The sequence below is a fragment of the Pseudomonas sp. Irchel s3a12 genome (assembly GCF_900187485.1).
GTDB lineage: Bacteria > Pseudomonadota > Gammaproteobacteria > Pseudomonadales > Pseudomonadaceae > Aquipseudomonas > Aquipseudomonas neuropathica.
Genome location: NZ_FYDN01000005.1, coordinates 247,616 through 263,466 on the forward strand (window position 1 = coordinate 247,616; position 15,851 = coordinate 263,466).

Genomic DNA, 15,851 nt, shown 5'->3' on the forward strand with positions numbered 1-15,851 from the left:
ACGAAACTGGCTATCGGCGAACGACCAGATACAAGCCGACTGCCACCATGATTCCGGCCGGCCAATGCCCCAATTCGTGCAGCGGGCCACCGATGGCCAGGATCACCCCGCCCGCCAGATGCGCGCAACCGAGCAGGCGCAGGAACCAGTCGTCCTTGCGTTTGTGCCACGGTGGCGGCGGGTCATAGGCGTGCGGCTGGGACATGCGTTCGAGCAGATCGCGGGCCATGTTGGCCAGATGCGGAAGCTGTTCGAACTGGCTCTGCACGTTGCCCAGCAAGGCTTTCGGGCTGACGCGCTCGCGCATCCAGCGCTCGAGGAATGGCTGCGCGGTGTTCCACAGATCCAGATCCGGATACAACTGACGACCGAGGCCTTCAATGTTTAACAGGGTCTTTTGCAGCAGCACCAGTTGCGGCTGCACTTCCATGTTGAAGCGCCGTGCGGTCTGGAACAGGCGCATCAGCACCTGGCCAAATGAAATATCTTTTAACGGTTTTTCGAAGATCGGTTCGCACACCGTACGGATCGCCGCTTCGAATTCGTTGAGTTTGGTTTCCGCCGGCACCCAGCCCGAATCGATGTGCAATTGCGCCACGCGACGGTAGTCACGCTTGAAGAACGCGAACAGGTTGCGCGCCAGATAATCCTGGTCTTCCGGGGTCAGGCTGCCGACGATGCCGCAGTCGATCGCGATGTATTGCGGGCTCCACGGGTTGACGGTGCTGACGAAGATGTTGCCCGGGTGCATGTCGGCGTGGAAGAAACTGTCGCGGAACACTTGGGTGAAGAAAATCTCCACACCGCGCTCGGCGAGCATTTTCATGTCGGTACGCTGGTCGGCAAGGGTCGCCAGATCGGTGACCTGGATGCCGTAGATACGCTCCATCACCAGCACTTTCGGTCGGCACCAGTCCCAATAGACTTGCGGCACGTAGAGCAGCGGCGAACCTTCGAAGTTACGCTTCAACTGGCTGGCGTTGGCCGCCTCGCGCAGCAGATCGAGTTCGTCGTAGATGGTTTTTTCGTAGTCCTGGACCACGTCGACCGGGTGCAGCAGGCGCGCATCGGCGGAGAGTTTTTCGGCAGTGCGGGCGAGGATAAACAGCCACGCCAGATCCTGCGCGATGATCGGCTTCAGACCCGGCCGGATCACTTTGACCACCACTTCTTCGCCGGTTTTCAGCTGCGCGGCATGTACCTGCGCCACGGAGGCTGAGGCCAGTGGCTCAACGTCGAAACGGCTGAACACGTCGCTGATCTTCTTGCCCAACTGTTCTTCGATCAGCTTGATCGACAGCTGCGAATCGAACGGCGGCACGCGGTCCTGCAACAGCATCAGCTCATCGGCGATGTCTTCCGGCAGCAGGTCGCGGCGGGTCGAAAGAATCTGCCCGAACTTGATGAAGATCGGTCCCAGATCCTGCAACGCCAGACGCAGACGCGCGCCCCGGCTCAGGTCCAGCGGCTTGCGCGGGAACCAGCGCCACGGCAGCACGTAGCGCAGCGCCAAGAGAAACCAGGGCAGCGGCAGATCGAACAGCAGGTCATCGAGGCGGTAGCGGATCACGACGCGCTGGATGCGCAATAGACGGCGGACGGCAAGCAGCTTCATGCGTTATCGCTTGGGTCGAGGGATCGGGAAAGGCGCTCGAAACGCGCCTCGAGACGTTCCAGATCAAGTTTGATCCGGTCCAGTTCGCTGAATCGCGCTTCGGCTTCGCGCTGCCCGACGAGGGTGCGCGATTCTTCGGCGAGGTATTCGGCGAGGTTCTGGTTGAGGCTGGCAAATCCTTGTTGATACCAGCGTGCGCGGCTGCGCAGATGGCCACCGACCAGTTGCGTGGCGACCGGGCCGAGCCAGCGCGAGAGTTCGTACTCCCAGTCCAGCTCAAGGTCTTGCAGCACACCGGCCAGCTCCAGCAGCAAGCCGCTGTCGCCATCGAGCTCGACTTCCGGGGCATGCAGCACTGCGGTCTTGTCTTTGCTCACGGCCAGTTTGATCAGGCTCGAGGCCGGCGCACGCAGGGTGCAGTCGACACCGGTTTCCCAATGCGAGGCCAGCATCAGACCTTCATCACTCGGCAGGATGAACAGTTGCAGCGCCGGGCTGCGGCAGTCGACGGCAATCACCTTGCCGGTCAAATGCGCCAGCCGCGGCAGCGCCGTGCTGTCGAGACGCAGCACCCGGTTGAGGCCGAGTTCAACGCTGGCGAGCAGCCCGGTGAGCAACATCAGGGCTTGATGCCGCGGTGCAGGGCGACGATGCCTGCGGTCATGTTGTGATAGGTCACGCGGTCGAAACCGGCGTCGACCATCATCGACTTCAGGGTTTCCTGATTCGGATGCATGCGGATCGATTCGGCCAGGTAGCGATAGCTTTCCGAGTCGTTGGTGATCAGCTTGCCCATCAGCGGCATGAAGGCGAACGAATAAGCGTCGTAGGCTTTCGACATCAGCGCGTTGGTCGGTTTGGAGAATTCCAGCACCAGCAGACGACCGCCGGGCTTGAGCACGCGCAGCATCGAACGCAAGGCGTCTTCTTTGTGCGTCACGTTGCGCAGGCCGAAAGCGATGGTCACGCAGTCGAAGTGGTTGTCCGGGAACGGCAGTTTTTCCGCGTCCGCCTGAACGAATTCGACGTTGCCAGCGACACCCAGATCGAGCAGGCGGTCACGGCCGACCTTGAGCATCGATTCGTTGATGTCGGCCAATACCACCTGACCGGTCGGGCCGACCAGGTGCGAGAACTTTTTGGTCAGGTCACCGGTACCGCCGGCGATGTCCAGCACGCGGTTACCGCTGCGTACGCCCGACAGTTCGATCGCGAAACGCTTCCACAGGCGGTGCATGCCGCCCGACAGAAGGTCGTTCATCAAGTCGTATTTCGCGGCTACCGAGTGGAAAACTTCAGCGACTTTTTCCGCTTTCTGGCTTTCCGGAACGTTTTTGAAGCCGAAGTGAGTGGTGGGTTCGGCATCGCTGCCTTTGCGCTGATCAGTCATATCGCTGTCACCAAAAGAGAATGCGCGACATTCTAATCCCCAAGCCATGCTTTGTCTTGGAATGGCTAAAGGTAAGATGGGCAATCCTCGGGACGATTTGCCGCAGCGGCGGTCAAGATTTACCGACACATCTTTTTAAATCAGGAGTCATGTAATGGCCAAAATCACTGTTGAGCGTGCCCACAACCTGGGTAAGGAAGCCGCCCGCGAGAAGGCCGACAAGCTGGCGCAAAAACTCTCCGATCAATATGGCCTTGAGCCGCAATGGTCGGGCGATACCCTGAACCTCAAGCGTTCGGGCGTGAAAGGCGCGGTGCATGTGGCGGACGATTCGATCAAGGTCGATGTGGAGTTGGGCATCATGATGTCGGCCATGAGCGGCATGATCAAAGCCGAAATCGAAAAAGCCCTCGACAAGGCTTTGGTCTGAAACACGATCCCTTGTAGGAGTGAGCCTGCTCGCGATAGCGGTCTGTCAGTCGACTCCATTTTTGACTGATACACCGCTATCGCGAGCAGGCTCACTCCTACATTTGTTTTGTGGTGCTCCCTCTGTTTATGTCAGTTGTTAGGGTGCCGTTTCTAATTTTTCTGCCTACTTTGTGCCTGAGCCCGACACTTTTCCGGGCAGTTCCTCAAACCTTCTGCGCGTGAGGTGCACCATGGCCAAAGTCATTTTGAAGAAAAAAATCGACGCTTCGACTTCTGCTCTGAGCGACGTCAAATCCTATGCCCGCAAGATCTGGCTGGCAGGCCTGGGTGCCTACGCCAAGGTCGGCCAAGAGGGCAGCGACTACTTTCAAGAGCTGATCAAGGCTGGTCAAACTGTTGAAAAGAAAGGCAAAAAAGCCGTCACCGAAAAACTCGAAGCGGCCAACGCCGAGATCGATGAAGCCAAGAGCGAAGTCAGCTCGTTCAAAGGTCGTGTCGAAGTTCAGCTCGACAAGGTCGAGAAGGCGTTCGACTCCCGTGTAGCAAGCGCCTTGAATCGTATCGGCATTCCGTCTAAACATGACGTTGAGACACTCTCTGCTAAGCTCGATGAGCTGACGGCATTGCTCGAACGCGTCGCGCGTAAATCTTAAGGAGAACGGGATGGCTGGTAAAAAGAACACCGATAAAGAAGGCAGCTCGTGGATCGGGAAAGTCGAAGACTACTCCCGCAAAATCTGGCTGGCTGGTTTAGGCGTGTACTCGAAGATCGACACTGACGGCAGCAAGCTCTTCGATACATTGGTCAAAGACGGCGAGAAAGCCGAGAAGCTCACCAAATCCGCAGTCGGCAAAAAAGTCGACGCTGCCAAGGATTCCGCTTCTTCGGCCAAGTCGCGCATCAGCGGCGTGAAAGATCGCGCACTGGGCAAATGGGACGAGCTGGAAGGGGCTTTCGACAAGCGCCTGAACAGCGCAATTTCGCGCCTGGGTGTACCGAGCCGCAATGAGGTCAAAGCACTGCATAGCAAGGTGGAAACCTTGACCAAGCAGATCGAAAAACTCACCGGTCTGAAAACCCAACCGGCGGCGAAAACCGCTGCGGCAAAACCGACCGCGAAAACGGCTGCGGCCAAACCAGCAGCCAAGTCTGCTGCCAAGCCACTGGCCAAAGCGGCAGCTAAACCTGCTGCTAAAGCCGCGGCCAAGCCAGCAGCGAAAACCGCAGCCGCCAAGCCTGCAGCCAAAGCCGCAGCCAAACCGGTTGCCGCCAAAGCCGCTGCCAAGCCGGCAGCTAAACCTGCGGTCAAAACTGCAGCGAAACCCGCCGCCAAGCCAGCAGCGAAAACTGCTGCCGCCAAACCGGCTGCCAAGCCTGCAGCGAAACCTGCTGCGGCGAAGAAACCGGCAGTGAAAAAACCGGCCGCGCCGAAAGCCGCTGCGCCGAAACCGGCCGCACCTGCTGCAGCCAAACCTGCCGCTCCGGCAGCTCCGGTGAGTGCGTCGAATTCCGCCGCAGCACCGACTCCGGCGGCCACCCCGACTGCTGCATCGACCCCGTCGACGCCAACCAGTCAGTCCTGATTTTTCAGGGCAAAACAAAACGCCCGGCCTGTGAAGGTCGGGCGTTTTTGTTTGTGCATTTCAAGGCCGCCCCTCACCCCAGCCCTCTCCCAGAGGGAGAGGGGGCCGAACGAGGTGTCTTGCGTCGTACGTCGACCTGAACGATCGAGTCGATTATGGATTCAACAAAACCCTTTCAGGTCGGTGTAGCTCATCAGCATCCCCCAATCAGTCCCCTCTCCCTCCGGGCGGTCCGACGTTTCGGGAGGGCTAGGGTGAGGGGCTTTTGATTCAGTCGTGATCTTCAAGGTATTGCAGGGCCATCCGCTCCGTGGCGACCTTCACCGGCGGCAACAAATGCGGCGCCACCAGCATCATGATCTGGTACACAACCAGCCTCACCTCACCCTCACGATCCAGAATTCGCTGATAATCCAGCGAAAACAGCAACGTCATGGTGATCTGCTCAACCAACTGCCCCAGCGCCTGCGTATCACTGACCAACTGTCCCGAAGCCTTCAACCGCGCGAGCAACGACGCCAGCGTACGCTTCAGCGCATTGAGCAGATGACGAATGCCCTTGGCCAGTTTTGGCAAGCGCCCGGCGAGGTTCGACAGGTCCTGAAACAGGAAGCGGTACTGCGCCAGTCGCTCGACGATCAAATGCAAAAACAGCCAGTAATCCTCCGGCGCCAGTTCCACATCCGAGGGTGGATCAAGCAGTGGCGCCAGTTCACTCTGGAAGCGTTCGAACAGGCCGAGAATCAGCGGTTCCTTGCCATGGAAGTGGTAGTAGAGATTGCCCGGGCTGATCCCCATTTCGTTCGCCACCTCCATGGTGGAGACGTTCGGCTCGCCCTTTTCGTTGAACAGTTGCAAAGCACATTCGAGAATCCGGTCGCGGGTTTTCATCCAGTCTTCTTAGAAAAGTTCGGTTAAGCGTCAGCGCACACGCACGTAAGTACCGGGCGCTGCCTCCATCGGTGGATAGTTCGGGTTGCCGAGGGTAAACGTGGTTTCGTGCTGGGCGCCGGAGCGCTGTTGAATCCACTCCAGCCACTGCGGCCACCAACTGCCATCGACGTGTTTACCATCGTAGTACCAGGCACGCGGGTCGCTGCTCATCTTGCCGTTCTCGACGTAGGCAGCTTTCGGGTTGCTCGGCGGGTTGAGAATGCTCTGCACATGGCCGCTGTTGGACAGCACGAAACGCCGCTCGCCACCGAGCAGCAGGGTCGAGCGATACACCGCATCCCACGGCGTGATGTGGTCGTTCATGCCGGCGACGCTGAAGCTGTCGACGGTGACTTTCTGCAGGTCGATCGGCGTGCCGCACACTTCCAGCCCACCCGGATGGGTCAGCGGGTTGTGTTTGAAGAAGTCCAGCAGGTCGCCGTGAAATGCCGCTGGCAGACGGGTGTTGTCGTTGTTCCAGTAGAGGATGTCGAAGGCCGGCGGCTCTTTGCCCAGCAGGTAATTGTTGACGAAGTAGCTCCAGATCAAATCGTTGGGGCGCATCCAGGCGAAGACCTTGGCCATGTCGCGACCGTCGAGCACGCCTTTCTGGTACGAGCGGCGCTTGGCGGCTTCGAGGGTTTGTTCATCGGCGAAGAGGGTGGCCGGGGTTTCAATCTGGCTGTCGAGCAGGCTGACCAGGTACGTCGCACTGGAGACGCGGCGCAGTTGCCGCTTGGCCTGCAAATGCCCTTGCAGGGCGGCGATGGTCAGGCCGCCAGCGCAGGCGCCCATCAGGTTGACCTCGCGGGCACCGGTGATCGCCCGACAGATGTTCATCGCCTCTTCCACCGCCTCGACATACGTCGACAGGCCCCATTCGCGATGGCGTACATCCGGGTTGCGCCAACTGATCATGAAGGTCTGCAGGCCGTTTTTCAGTGCGTACTGGACGAAGCTGTTGTGTGGGCTGAGGTCGAAAATGTAGTACTTGTTGATTTGCGGCGGCACCACCAGCAGCGGCTTGGCGTACTGCTTTTCGCTCATCGGTCGGTACTGGATCAGCTCAAGCAAATCGTTGCGAAACACCACCGAGCCGGTGGTGGTGGCCACGGTCTTGCCGACCTCGAAAGCCTGTTTGGTCACCTGACGTGGCAGGCCGTCGTTGTGCAGCAAGTCATCGAACAAATGACTGATGCCGCGTACCAGACTGTGCCCGCCGGAGTTGAACAGCTCCTTGACCGCCAGCGGGTTGAGCAAGGTGTTCGACGGCGCCACAGCGTCGTTGAGCAGGGTGAAGGCGAAATGCGCGCGGGCGCGATCGTCATCGCTCATGTTGCTTTCGTCGATCCAGCTTTTGACCTGTTTTTGCCAGGCCAGATAGGCCTGCAGGCTGCGCCGGTAGAGCGGATTGAGGCTCCACGCCGGGTCAGCGAAACGGCTGTCGTTCGGATTGGTCGGGTGCAGGGTTTCGCCGAGCAGCACGCGGCCCAATTGACCGCCGAGTTTCAACGCGTGCTTCGCACTGTGAATCGGATTGCGCAGGCCATGGGCGGCGACGCTGCGCAAGGTCGAGATCAGGTCCCGGCCACGCAGGCCGGTGATCGCACTTTGTGCGTTGATGAACACGGCGGGGCTGGGCACTACGCCCGTCGCTGGTTTGTCGCGCATGACTCAACACTCCTTCGTCTTCAGGCCAAAAACAAACTCACCGAACCAGAACACCATAGACGCTGTTGCGGGTTGCTGCCTGCGGGGCGTCCTGCCGCGCACTCTTTAAAGGCCTGCATAAAGCCTGCCGCCGGGGTTAACCGCCGAGCGGTGTCGGATGCGGGTGCATCACCGCGCGCTGACGTTCCTCCTGGAGAAATTTCATGATGATCGGCGCCACCGCTTCGGCGCGGGTAATCAGAAACAGGTGGCCGTCGTCGATGATGTGCAGTTGCGCGTTGGGAATGCGCCAGGCGAGCATGCGCATGTTGATCAGCGGGATCAGCGGATCGTCATCGCCGGCCAGCACCAGCGTTGGCTGATGGATCTTGTGCAGCCAGTGAATGCTGGTCCAGCCGAGGCCGGCGAACAGTTGCCAGTAATAACCGAGCTTGCCCGCCGAACGCACTTTCGCGGCGTGGCTGGCGGCCAGGGTCGGGTCGCGACGGAACGAGCCGCCATAGATCAGCGGGGCGATACGGATCACGTGGGACGGCTGAATGTAGCGCCGCGGACTGGCCATCATCCACAGCACTTTTGGCTTGCCCGGCACCATTACTGCACCGGCCGCGGTCGCCGCGAGCACCAGTTTCTTGCAGCGCTCGGGGTAGTCGTAAGCGAACTGCTGCGCCAGTGCGCCGCCCCACGACACGCCGATGACGTTGACCTGGCCGTAGTCGAGGTAATCGAGCATCCGTGACGTCAGTTTGGCCAGCCCTGGAAAGCGATACGGCCGGTTCGGCGTCGAGGAACCGCCGACACCGGGCACGTCAAAGGCGATCACTTCCAGATCCGGGTCCAGCGCCGCGACAAACGGAAACACCAGCTCCAGGTTGGCGCCGATGCCGTTGAAAATCAGCAAGGGCGTCAAGTGAGGCTTGCCGGGGCGTACCGCCGTGCGGAGGGTCTGGCCATCCAGATCGACGGTACGGAATATGAACGGTTGCGGCATGCGTCAGGCCCTGTGGATTTAAATTCACCACACCCCGTGTAGGAGCTGCCGAAGGCTGCTCCTACACGGGGTGTGGTGGTGTCAGTTACCGCTCGTGAACGTATGTGCCCGGCGAGGCTTCACCGGCCGGGTACGCTTTGTTGCCCAGTTTCAGCGGGGCCTTTTTCAGGTTGCCCGAGCGCTCGGCCTGCCACGTCTGCCAGTACAGCCACCAGGAGTCGGTGTGCTTGGTCGAGTTCTCTTGCCACTCATCGGCATTGGCCGCCATTTCTTCGCCGGTCATGTAGCGCGATTTCGGGTTGCCCGGCGGGTTGAGAATGCTCTGGATATGCCCGCTGCTCGACAACACGAACTCGACCTTGCCACCAAACAACTGCGCCGACTTGTAGCAGGACTTCCACGGCGTGATGTGGTCGTTGGTGCCGGCCAGCGAGAAGATGTCGGCCGTGACCTGCTTGAGGTCGATCGGCGTGCCGCACACTTCCAGTGCATTCGGGCGGATCAGTGGGTTGTTTTTGAACATCTCGATCAGGTCGCCATGGAACGCGGCGGGCAGGCGGGTGGTGTCGTTGTTCCAGAACAGGATGTCGAACACCGGCGGCTCGTTGCCGAGCAGGTAGTTATTGACCCAGTAGTTCCAGATCAGATCGTTCGGGCGCATCCAGGCGAAGACCTTGGCCATGTCTTTGCCTTCCAGTACACCGGCCTGATAGGAGTGGCGCTTGGCGGTCTCCAGAGTCTGCTCGTCGACGAACAGGGCGACGTCGCTGTCCAGCGTCGTGTCGAGCACGCTGACCAGCAGCGTGAGGGCATTGACCTTCTTCTCGCCGATCGCCGCGTAATGGCCGAGCAGGGCGGTGCAGGTGATGCCACCGGAGCAGGCACCGAGCATGTTCACGTCTTTGCTGCCGGTGATCGCGGTCACCACGTCGACCGCTTCTTTCAGGGCATCGATGTACGTCGACAGGCCCCACTCGCGCTGGGCCTTAGTCGGGTTGCGCCAGCTGACGATAAACGTCTGCACGTTATTGCGCAGGCAGAAGCGCGCCAGACTCTTGTCCGGGCTCAAATCGAATACGTAGAACTTGTTGATCTGCGGCGGCACCACCAGCAATGGGCGCTCGTGGACTTGCTCGGTGATCGGCTTGTACTGGATCAGCTCCAGCACGTCGTTGCGAAACACCACCGCGCCTTCGGTCACGCCGAGGCTCTTGCCGACTTCGAACGCGCCCATGTTGACCTGGCTCGGCATGCCGCCGTTGTGCACCAGATCCTTGGCCAGATGCGAGAGGCCGTCGAGCAGGCTTTTGCCGCCGGTTTCGAAGAAGCGTTTGACTGCTGCGGGGTTGGCCGCCGTGTTGGTCGGGGCCATGGCTTCAGTCATCAGGTTGATGACAAAGTGGCCGCGCGCGATGTCTTTGGGTGACAGGCTGCTGTCATCGATCCAGGCATGAAGTTCCTTGCGCCACGCCAGGTAAGTTTGCAGATAACGTTTGTAGAGCGGGTTCTGGCTCCACGCAGGATCAGCGAAGCGACGGTCATCGCCTGCCGGTTGCAGTTCGGATTTGCCGAACAGCACGTTCTTCAGTTCGAGGCCGAAATGGGTGACGTGCCTGGCACTATGGATCGGTTGTTTGATGGCCTGTTTCAGCACCATACGAGCAGAGGCCAGCAGATCCTTTCCGCGTAGCCCAACGACGGGATTAAGCCCCAGGGTGTTTTCCGAGGCTTGGTACTTCAGGTCATCGTTATTCTTGTTACTCATCTACGACGCTCCATTGTCCTGAGACGAGTACCCGGTTTTCTGCTGTGCAGTTCCACAGCCAATGCCAGGTACTACTGCTCGGGTGACCGTTAATTCTGCATAGCTGCTTTACAGTCGTAGAGCACTGCAGGGAACTTGCCAGCTCCATTGGTTACCCGAGTTTAATTTTTTTCGCAAGCAGGCCGATCCTCGGCCACACAGCAGAGCATTCAAACAGATGAATTTAGAAAATGCCCTCTAATGAGCGCAAGGCTCGGACTAGAGCATCAGCTTGACGATCGACTCGCTCGGGTCGCGGGTTTTTCCGGCGGCTTTGAGCTCGGCCAGATAATCGGCCCAGAGTGCGTCATAACGTCGCCCCAGCTCGTAGAGATAATCCCAGGTGAACAAGCCACTGTCGTGACCGTCGTCGAAGGTCAGTTTCAGTGCGTAGTGACCGGCCGGTTCCAGCTTGCTCAGACCAACGTTGAGCTTGCCGAATTGCAGGATCGGTTTGCCGTGGCCCTGGACTTCAGCGGAGGGCGAATGCACGCGCAGGAATTCGGCGGGCAAGGTGTATTCCTCGCCGGACGAATAGGTAAGCGTCAGGGTTTTCGAGGCTTTGTGCAGTTTGATGTCGGTGGGGATCATGAGCAGGTATCCGTCTTGTGCGGAACCTTGTGGGAGCGAGCTTGCTCGCGAAAGCGGTGGTTCAGCCAACACAAAGGTTGAATGTAACGCCGTCTTCGCGAGCAGGCTCGCTCCCACAGTTCCATTACATCTGTAAGTATGGCTTACAGGATATAACGGGACAGGTCTTCGTTCTGCGCCAATTCGCCGAGGTGGCTGTTGACGTATTCGGCGTCGATCAGAATCGGCTTCTCATCGTGGGTGCTGGCCAGATCGCCGGCACTGAACGAAACCTCTTCGAGCAGACGCTCAAGCAGCGTGTGCAAGCGACGGGCACCGATGTTTTCGGTTTTCTCGTTGACCTGCCAGGCGATCTCCGCCAGACGCTTGATGCCTTCCGGCTGGAACTGGATGTTCAGGCCTTCGGTTTTCAGCAGTGCGCAATATTGTTCGGTGAGCGAAGCGTGCGGCTCGCTGAGGATGCGCTCGAAGTCTTCCGGGCTCAGGGCCTTGAGTTCGACGCGGATCGGCAGGCGACCTTGCAACTCAGGCACCAGATCGCTCGGCTTGCTCAGGTGGAACGCACCGGAGGCGATAAACAGGATGTGGTCGGTCTTGACCATGCCCAGTTTGGTGTTGACGGTGCAGCCTTCGATCAGCGGCAGCAGGTCGCGCTGCACGCCTTCACGGGACACATCGGCGCCGCCGACGTTGCCGCGCTTGGCGACTTTGTCGATCTCGTCGATGAACACGATGCCGTGCTGTTCAACCGCTTCCAGCGCTTTGGCTTTCAGCTCTTCTTCGTTGACCAGACGCCCGGCTTCTTCGTCGCGCACTAGCTTTAGCGCTTCTTTGACCTTGAGCTTGCGCGCCTTCTTCTTGCCCTTGCCCATGTTGGCGAACAAGGACTGCAACTGGTTGGTCATTTCTTCCATGCCGGGCGGCGTGGCGATTTCGATGCCGGCGACTTCGGCCACTTCGATTTCGATTTCCTTGTCATCCAGCTGACCTTCGCGCAGGCGCTTGCGGAACAGCTGGCGCGTGTTGGAATCGCTGCTTGGCGTTTCTTCATTGCTGAAGCCCATGCGCGCCGGCGGCAGCAGTGCGTCGAGGATACGATCCTCGGCAGCGTCTTCGGCGCGATGGCGAACGCGGGTCATTTCCTGCTCACGGAGCATCTTGATCGCGGCGTCGGCCAGATCACGGATGATCGATTCGACGTCACGACCGACGTAGCCGACTTCGGTGAACTTGGTCGCTTCGACCTTGATGAACGGTGCGTTGGCCAGTTTCGCCAGGCGACGGGCGATCTCGGTTTTACCGACACCGGTCGGGCCGATCATCAGGATGTTCTTCGGGGTCACTTCAACACGCAGCTCTTCAGGCAGCTGCATGCGGCGCCAGCGGTTGCGCAGGGCAATCGCGACGGCGCGCTTGGCATCGTCCTGGCCGATGATGTGGCGGTTGAGTTCGTGGACGATTTCGCGGGGAGTCATGGACATAATAATTGACGGTCCTCAAGCAGAAACAAGCCGTGGCACAGGGCCGCGTCAGGCTTATTCAGCGAGATCCTGCTCCTCAATGGTCTGAGTGTGGTTGGTGAATACACAGATGTCGCCGGCGATACCGAGGGCGGTTTCGACGATTTCACGGGCCGACAGATCGGTCTTTTTCAGCAGGGCGCTGGCCGCGGCTTGCGCGTAGCCGCCGCCGGAACCCATGGCGATCAGGCCGTCTTCGGGCTCGACCACATCACCGTTGCCGGTAATGATCAGCGAGGCGTCCTTGTTGGCGACCGCGAGCATGGCTTCGAGGCGGCTCAGGGAGCGGTCGGTGCGCCATTCTTTGGCGAGTTCGACAGCGGCGCGCACCAGGTGGCCCTGATGTTTTTCAAGTTGGCCTTCGAAACGTTCGAAGAGGGTAAATGCGTCGGCGGTGGCACCGGCAAAACCGGCGATGACCTGGCCGTGGTACAGGCGACGGACTTTTTTCGCGTTGCCTTTCATCACGGTATTGCCGAGAGAAACCTGGCCGTCGCCGCCCATGACGACTTTGCCGTGACGGCGGACTGAAACGATGGTGGTCAAGGGAAGAGTCTCCACACAGCGGGGCGAAAGTGCCTTATGCCCATTCATATGGGGGTGCTGGAGAGGATTTCAACCGTAGCGCGGCAGAGGGGACGAGCGGCGTGTTGCACCTGATCGTTCCCACGCAGAGCGTGGGAACGATCGGCGGTGATCAGCGGCTCTGGCGTTGTTGTAACAACAGGTTGCTGAAGCCGGCGCCAGCCAGTTGTTTCTGTGCAGTAGTCAGTTGCTCACGGTTGCTGAACGGCCCGACCAAAACGCGATACCAGGTTTCATCCTTCACCGTGCCGGACTCAACCGCTACCGCCTGACCGAGCAGAATGATCTGCGCACGAACCTTGTCAGCATCGGTTTCCTTGCGGAACGAGCCGGCCTGCAAGAAGAACTTGGTTACCGGTGCCGCTTTGCTCACCGGCGGTGCTGGTGGCGGGGTAATCCCGGCCAACGCTGCCTGCGCGCGCGCGGTGTCGATCTTCGCCGCTTCCGCCGGGGTCACCGGCGTGGTCGGAATGGCCGGCACTTGTGGCGTCGGCAAGGTCTTCTCCGGGACGGCGTCCGGCGGCACGATCACTTCCGATTCCGGCAGCAGGGTGTAGAAGTCGTACTTCGGCTTCACCGGTTGCGTCGGGCTCGGCGGGGTCTTGTTGGCCTCGGCGATCTTCGACGCTTTCTGCTGTTGCGCCTGTTCGACTTTCTCGCGCTTGACCGTGTCGCTGCCCTTGCCCGGCTCCAGCTTCATCAGAAACACGATGAACGCGCCGACCGTGAGGCCGATGGCCATCCACAGCCAACCCGGAATCGGTTGCTTCGCAGGAGCTTGGTAACGGCTGGCGCCACGCTTGGGTGCAGGTTTTTTCTTGGCAGCCAACTTACATACGCTCCAGAGTTTCCAGACCCAACAGCTCCAGGCCTTGCTTGAGGGTGCGACCGGTCAACGCGGCCAGGCGCAGACGGCTCTGCATCTGGGCCGGGGTTTCGGCGGCGAGGATCGGGCAGTTCTCGTAGAAGCTGGAGAACAGACCGGCAACGTCGTACAGATAAGTGCAGAGAATGTGCGGCGTGCCTTTGTCGGACACGTTGTTCAGCACTTCGCCGAACTGCGCCAGTTTCGCCGCCAGCTCTTGCTCATGTGCGGCTTCCAGCACAATCTGGCCATCGACTTCGCTGAAGTCCTTGCCCAGTTTGCGGAACACGCCGGCGACGCGGGTGTAGGCGTAGAGCAGGTACGGTGCGGTGTTGCCTTCGAAGTTCAGCATCAGGTCGAAGTTGAAGCTGTAGTCGCTGGTGCGGTGCTTCGACAGGTCGGCGTATTTCACCGCGCCGATGCCGACGACTTTGGCGATGTTGCGCAGCTCGTCTTCGGCCAGTTCCGGGTTCTTCTCTTTCACCAGGTTGTAGGCGCGTTCCTGCGCTTCGGTGAGCAGATCGATCAGCTTCACGGTGCCGCCGTCACGGGTCTTGAACGGACGGCCATCGGCGCCGTTCATGGTGCCGAAGCCCATGTGTTCCATCTCCATCGGATGGGTGACGAAACCGGCCTTGCGCGCCACGGCGAAGACTTGCTGGAAGTGCAAGGCCTGACGCTGGTCGACGAAGTACAGCGCGCGATCGGCTTTCAGTTTGCCGCTGCGGTAGCGCACAGCCGCGAGGTCGGTGGTGGCGTACAGGTAACCGCCGTCAGCCTTGACGATGATCACCGGCAGCGGGTCGCCGTCGGCGTTCTTGAACTCGTCGAGGAACACGCACTGCGCGCCGTTGCTTTCGACCAGCATGCCGGCGGCTTTCAGATCGTTGACCACGTTGATCAGGTCGTCGTTGTAGGCGCTTTCGCCCATCACGTCGGCCATGGTCAGTTTGACGTTGAGCAGTTCGTAGATCTTCTGGCAGTGCGACAGCGAGATATCCTTGAACTTGGTCCACAGCGCCAGGCACTCGGCATCGCCGGCCTGCAGCTTGACCACCAGGCCACGAGCGCGGTCGGCGAATTCTGCGGATTCGTCGAAACGCTGCTTGGCGGCGCGGTAGAAGTTTTCCAGGTCCGACAGCTCATCGCTGGTGATCGGGTTTTCCTGCAGATACGCCATCAGCATGCCGAACTGGGTGCCCCAGTCGCCGACGTGGTTCTGACGGATCACTTCGTCGCCGAGGAATTCCAGTACGCGCGCCACGCCGTCGCCGATGATGGTCGAGCGCAAGTGGCCGACGTGCATCTCTTTGGCCAGGTTCGGTGCCGACAGGTCGACCACGGTGCGCTGCGCCGGGCCAGCCTTGCGCACGCCAATGTGAGCATCAGCCAGTGCGGCATCGAGGCGGTTGGCCAAGGCCTGGGTGTTCTGGAAGAAATTGATGAAGCCCGGGCCGGCGATTTCGGCCTTGGTGACGTTCTCGTCGGCAGGCAGTGCGGCAATGATTTTTTCCGCCAGGTCGCGCGGCTTCATGCCCGCAGGCTTGGCCAGCATCATGGCGATGTTGCTGGCGAAGTCGCCGTGGGTCTTATCACGGGCGTTCTCCACCTGGATCGCCGGCGACAGGCCTTCAGGCAACACACCTTCGTTGACGAGTTGGGTGAGGGCTTGTTGGATCAGCTGGCGAATGGTGTCTTTCATGGTCTTCTCTTTCGACCGCAAGCGCGGCGGGCGCATCGATGCGCGGGTGGAAAAACTGGGCATTATCCGTTGCGAAGACGGGCTTGCCAACCTTAGCAGGCAGCTTATGGATATGTGGTGACATTCAGATCAAAAGATCGCCGCCTGCGGCGGCTCCTACACGGGGAT

16 protein-coding genes are annotated in these 15,851 nt (G+C 60.0%); 4 read left to right on the forward strand and 12 right to left on the reverse strand.

The window, feature by feature from the left end:
- Window positions 1-10: 10 nt before the first annotated feature.
- From ubiB to ubiE, 3 genes are read right to left on the reverse strand one after another with little or no spacing between them, the layout of a single operon-like run.
- The gene (gene ubiB / locus CKW14_RS10995; RefSeq protein WP_095125305.1) at window positions 11-1,615 is read right to left on the reverse strand and encodes a ubiquinone biosynthesis regulatory protein kinase UbiB; all 1,605 of its coding nucleotides are present in this window, start codon (window positions 1,613-1,615) and stop codon (window positions 11-13) included.
- On the reverse strand, window positions 1,612-2,235 hold the full coding sequence (locus CKW14_RS11000) for an SCP2 domain-containing protein (protein ID WP_095047197.1): 624 nt from the start codon (window positions 2,233-2,235) through the stop codon (window positions 1,612-1,614). Before CKW14_RS11000 ends, ubiB begins: the two co-directional genes overlap by 4 nt.
- A complete protein-coding gene (ubiE, locus tag CKW14_RS11005) occupies window positions 2,235-3,005 on the reverse strand; it encodes a bifunctional demethylmenaquinone methyltransferase/2-methoxy-6-polyprenyl-1,4-benzoquinol methylase UbiE (protein WP_008080626.1) in 771 nt (256 codons plus the stop codon). The genes CKW14_RS11000 and ubiE overlap by 1 nt, the downstream gene beginning before the upstream one ends.
- 154 nt (window positions 3,006-3,159) lie before the next feature.
- On the opposite strand from ubiE, the gene CKW14_RS11010 reads away from it, so the two are divergent.
- The 3 genes from CKW14_RS11010 (at window position 3,160) to CKW14_RS11020 (ending at window position 5,021) form a co-directional block, all read left to right on the forward strand.
- Window positions 3,160-3,435 carry a polyhydroxyalkanoic acid system family protein gene (locus CKW14_RS11010; protein WP_093430067.1) on the forward strand — a complete coding sequence of 92 codons (276 nt, stop codon included), beginning with the start codon at window positions 3,160-3,162 and terminating at the stop codon, window positions 3,433-3,435.
- A gap of 232 nt (window positions 3,436-3,667) precedes the next feature.
- Window positions 3,668-4,090 (forward strand): phasin family protein, encoded by a 423-nt coding sequence (locus tag CKW14_RS11015; protein WP_034152971.1) that lies wholly within the window; start codon window positions 3,668-3,670, stop codon window positions 4,088-4,090.
- Between the two features lie 10 nt (window positions 4,091-4,100).
- Complete coding sequence (locus CKW14_RS11020; RefSeq protein WP_095047198.1) at window positions 4,101-5,021, forward strand: phasin family protein; 921 nt, start codon at window positions 4,101-4,103, stop codon at window positions 5,019-5,021.
- 270 nt (window positions 5,022-5,291) lie between these two features.
- Here the strand turns inward: CKW14_RS11020 and CKW14_RS11025 are convergent, their stop codons facing one another.
- The 9 genes from CKW14_RS11025 to argS form a co-directional block, all read right to left on the reverse strand.
- A complete protein-coding gene (locus CKW14_RS11025) occupies window positions 5,292-5,912 on the reverse strand; it encodes a TetR/AcrR family transcriptional regulator (RefSeq protein WP_093430069.1) in 621 nt (206 codons plus the stop codon).
- A 30-nt stretch (window positions 5,913-5,942) separates the two neighbouring features.
- Window positions 5,943-7,625 (reverse strand): class II poly(R)-hydroxyalkanoic acid synthase, encoded by a 1,683-nt coding sequence (gene phaC, locus CKW14_RS11030; RefSeq protein ID WP_095125306.1) that lies wholly within the window; start codon window positions 7,623-7,625, stop codon window positions 5,943-5,945.
- A 136-nt stretch (window positions 7,626-7,761) separates the two neighbouring features.
- Window positions 7,762-8,616, reverse strand: a complete 855-nt coding sequence (gene phaZ / locus CKW14_RS11035; RefSeq protein WP_034152967.1) for a poly(3-hydroxyalkanoate) depolymerase — start codon at window positions 8,614-8,616, stop codon at window positions 7,762-7,764.
- Window positions 8,617-8,701: 85 nt separating this feature from the next.
- Window positions 8,702-10,381, reverse strand: coding sequence for a class II poly(R)-hydroxyalkanoic acid synthase (phaC, locus tag CKW14_RS11040; protein WP_095047200.1), 1,680 nt, complete (start codon window positions 10,379-10,381; stop codon window positions 8,702-8,704).
- 258 nt (window positions 10,382-10,639) lie between these two features.
- The gene (locus CKW14_RS11045) at window positions 10,640-11,011 is read right to left on the reverse strand and encodes a gamma-butyrobetaine hydroxylase-like domain-containing protein (RefSeq protein ID WP_176471277.1); all 372 of its coding nucleotides are present in this window, start codon (window positions 11,009-11,011) and stop codon (window positions 10,640-10,642) included.
- A gap of 143 nt (window positions 11,012-11,154) precedes the next feature.
- Window positions 11,155-12,492 carry an ATP-dependent protease ATPase subunit HslU gene (gene hslU, locus CKW14_RS11050; RefSeq protein ID WP_095047201.1) on the reverse strand — a complete coding sequence of 446 codons (1,338 nt, stop codon included), beginning with the start codon at window positions 12,490-12,492 and terminating at the stop codon, window positions 11,155-11,157.
- A 54-nt stretch (window positions 12,493-12,546) separates the two neighbouring features.
- Window positions 12,547-13,077, reverse strand: coding sequence for an ATP-dependent protease subunit HslV (hslV, locus tag CKW14_RS11055; protein WP_016984593.1), 531 nt, complete (start codon window positions 13,075-13,077; stop codon window positions 12,547-12,549).
- A 151-nt stretch (window positions 13,078-13,228) separates the two neighbouring features.
- Window positions 13,229-13,945 (reverse strand): SPOR domain-containing protein, encoded by a 717-nt coding sequence (locus CKW14_RS11060; RefSeq protein WP_007909385.1) that lies wholly within the window; start codon window positions 13,943-13,945, stop codon window positions 13,229-13,231.
- Between the two features lies 1 nt (window position 13,946).
- Window positions 13,947-15,683, reverse strand: a complete 1,737-nt coding sequence (gene argS / locus CKW14_RS11065) for an arginine--tRNA ligase (protein WP_095047202.1) — start codon at window positions 15,681-15,683, stop codon at window positions 13,947-13,949.
- Between argS and CKW14_RS30165 the strand changes: the two genes are divergently transcribed.
- A complete protein-coding gene (locus tag CKW14_RS30165; RefSeq protein ID WP_256579857.1) occupies window positions 15,682-15,804 on the forward strand; it encodes a hypothetical protein in 123 nt (40 codons plus the stop codon). The genes argS and CKW14_RS30165 overlap by 2 nt on opposite strands.
- The last annotated feature ends 47 nt before the right edge of the window (window positions 15,805-15,851 follow it).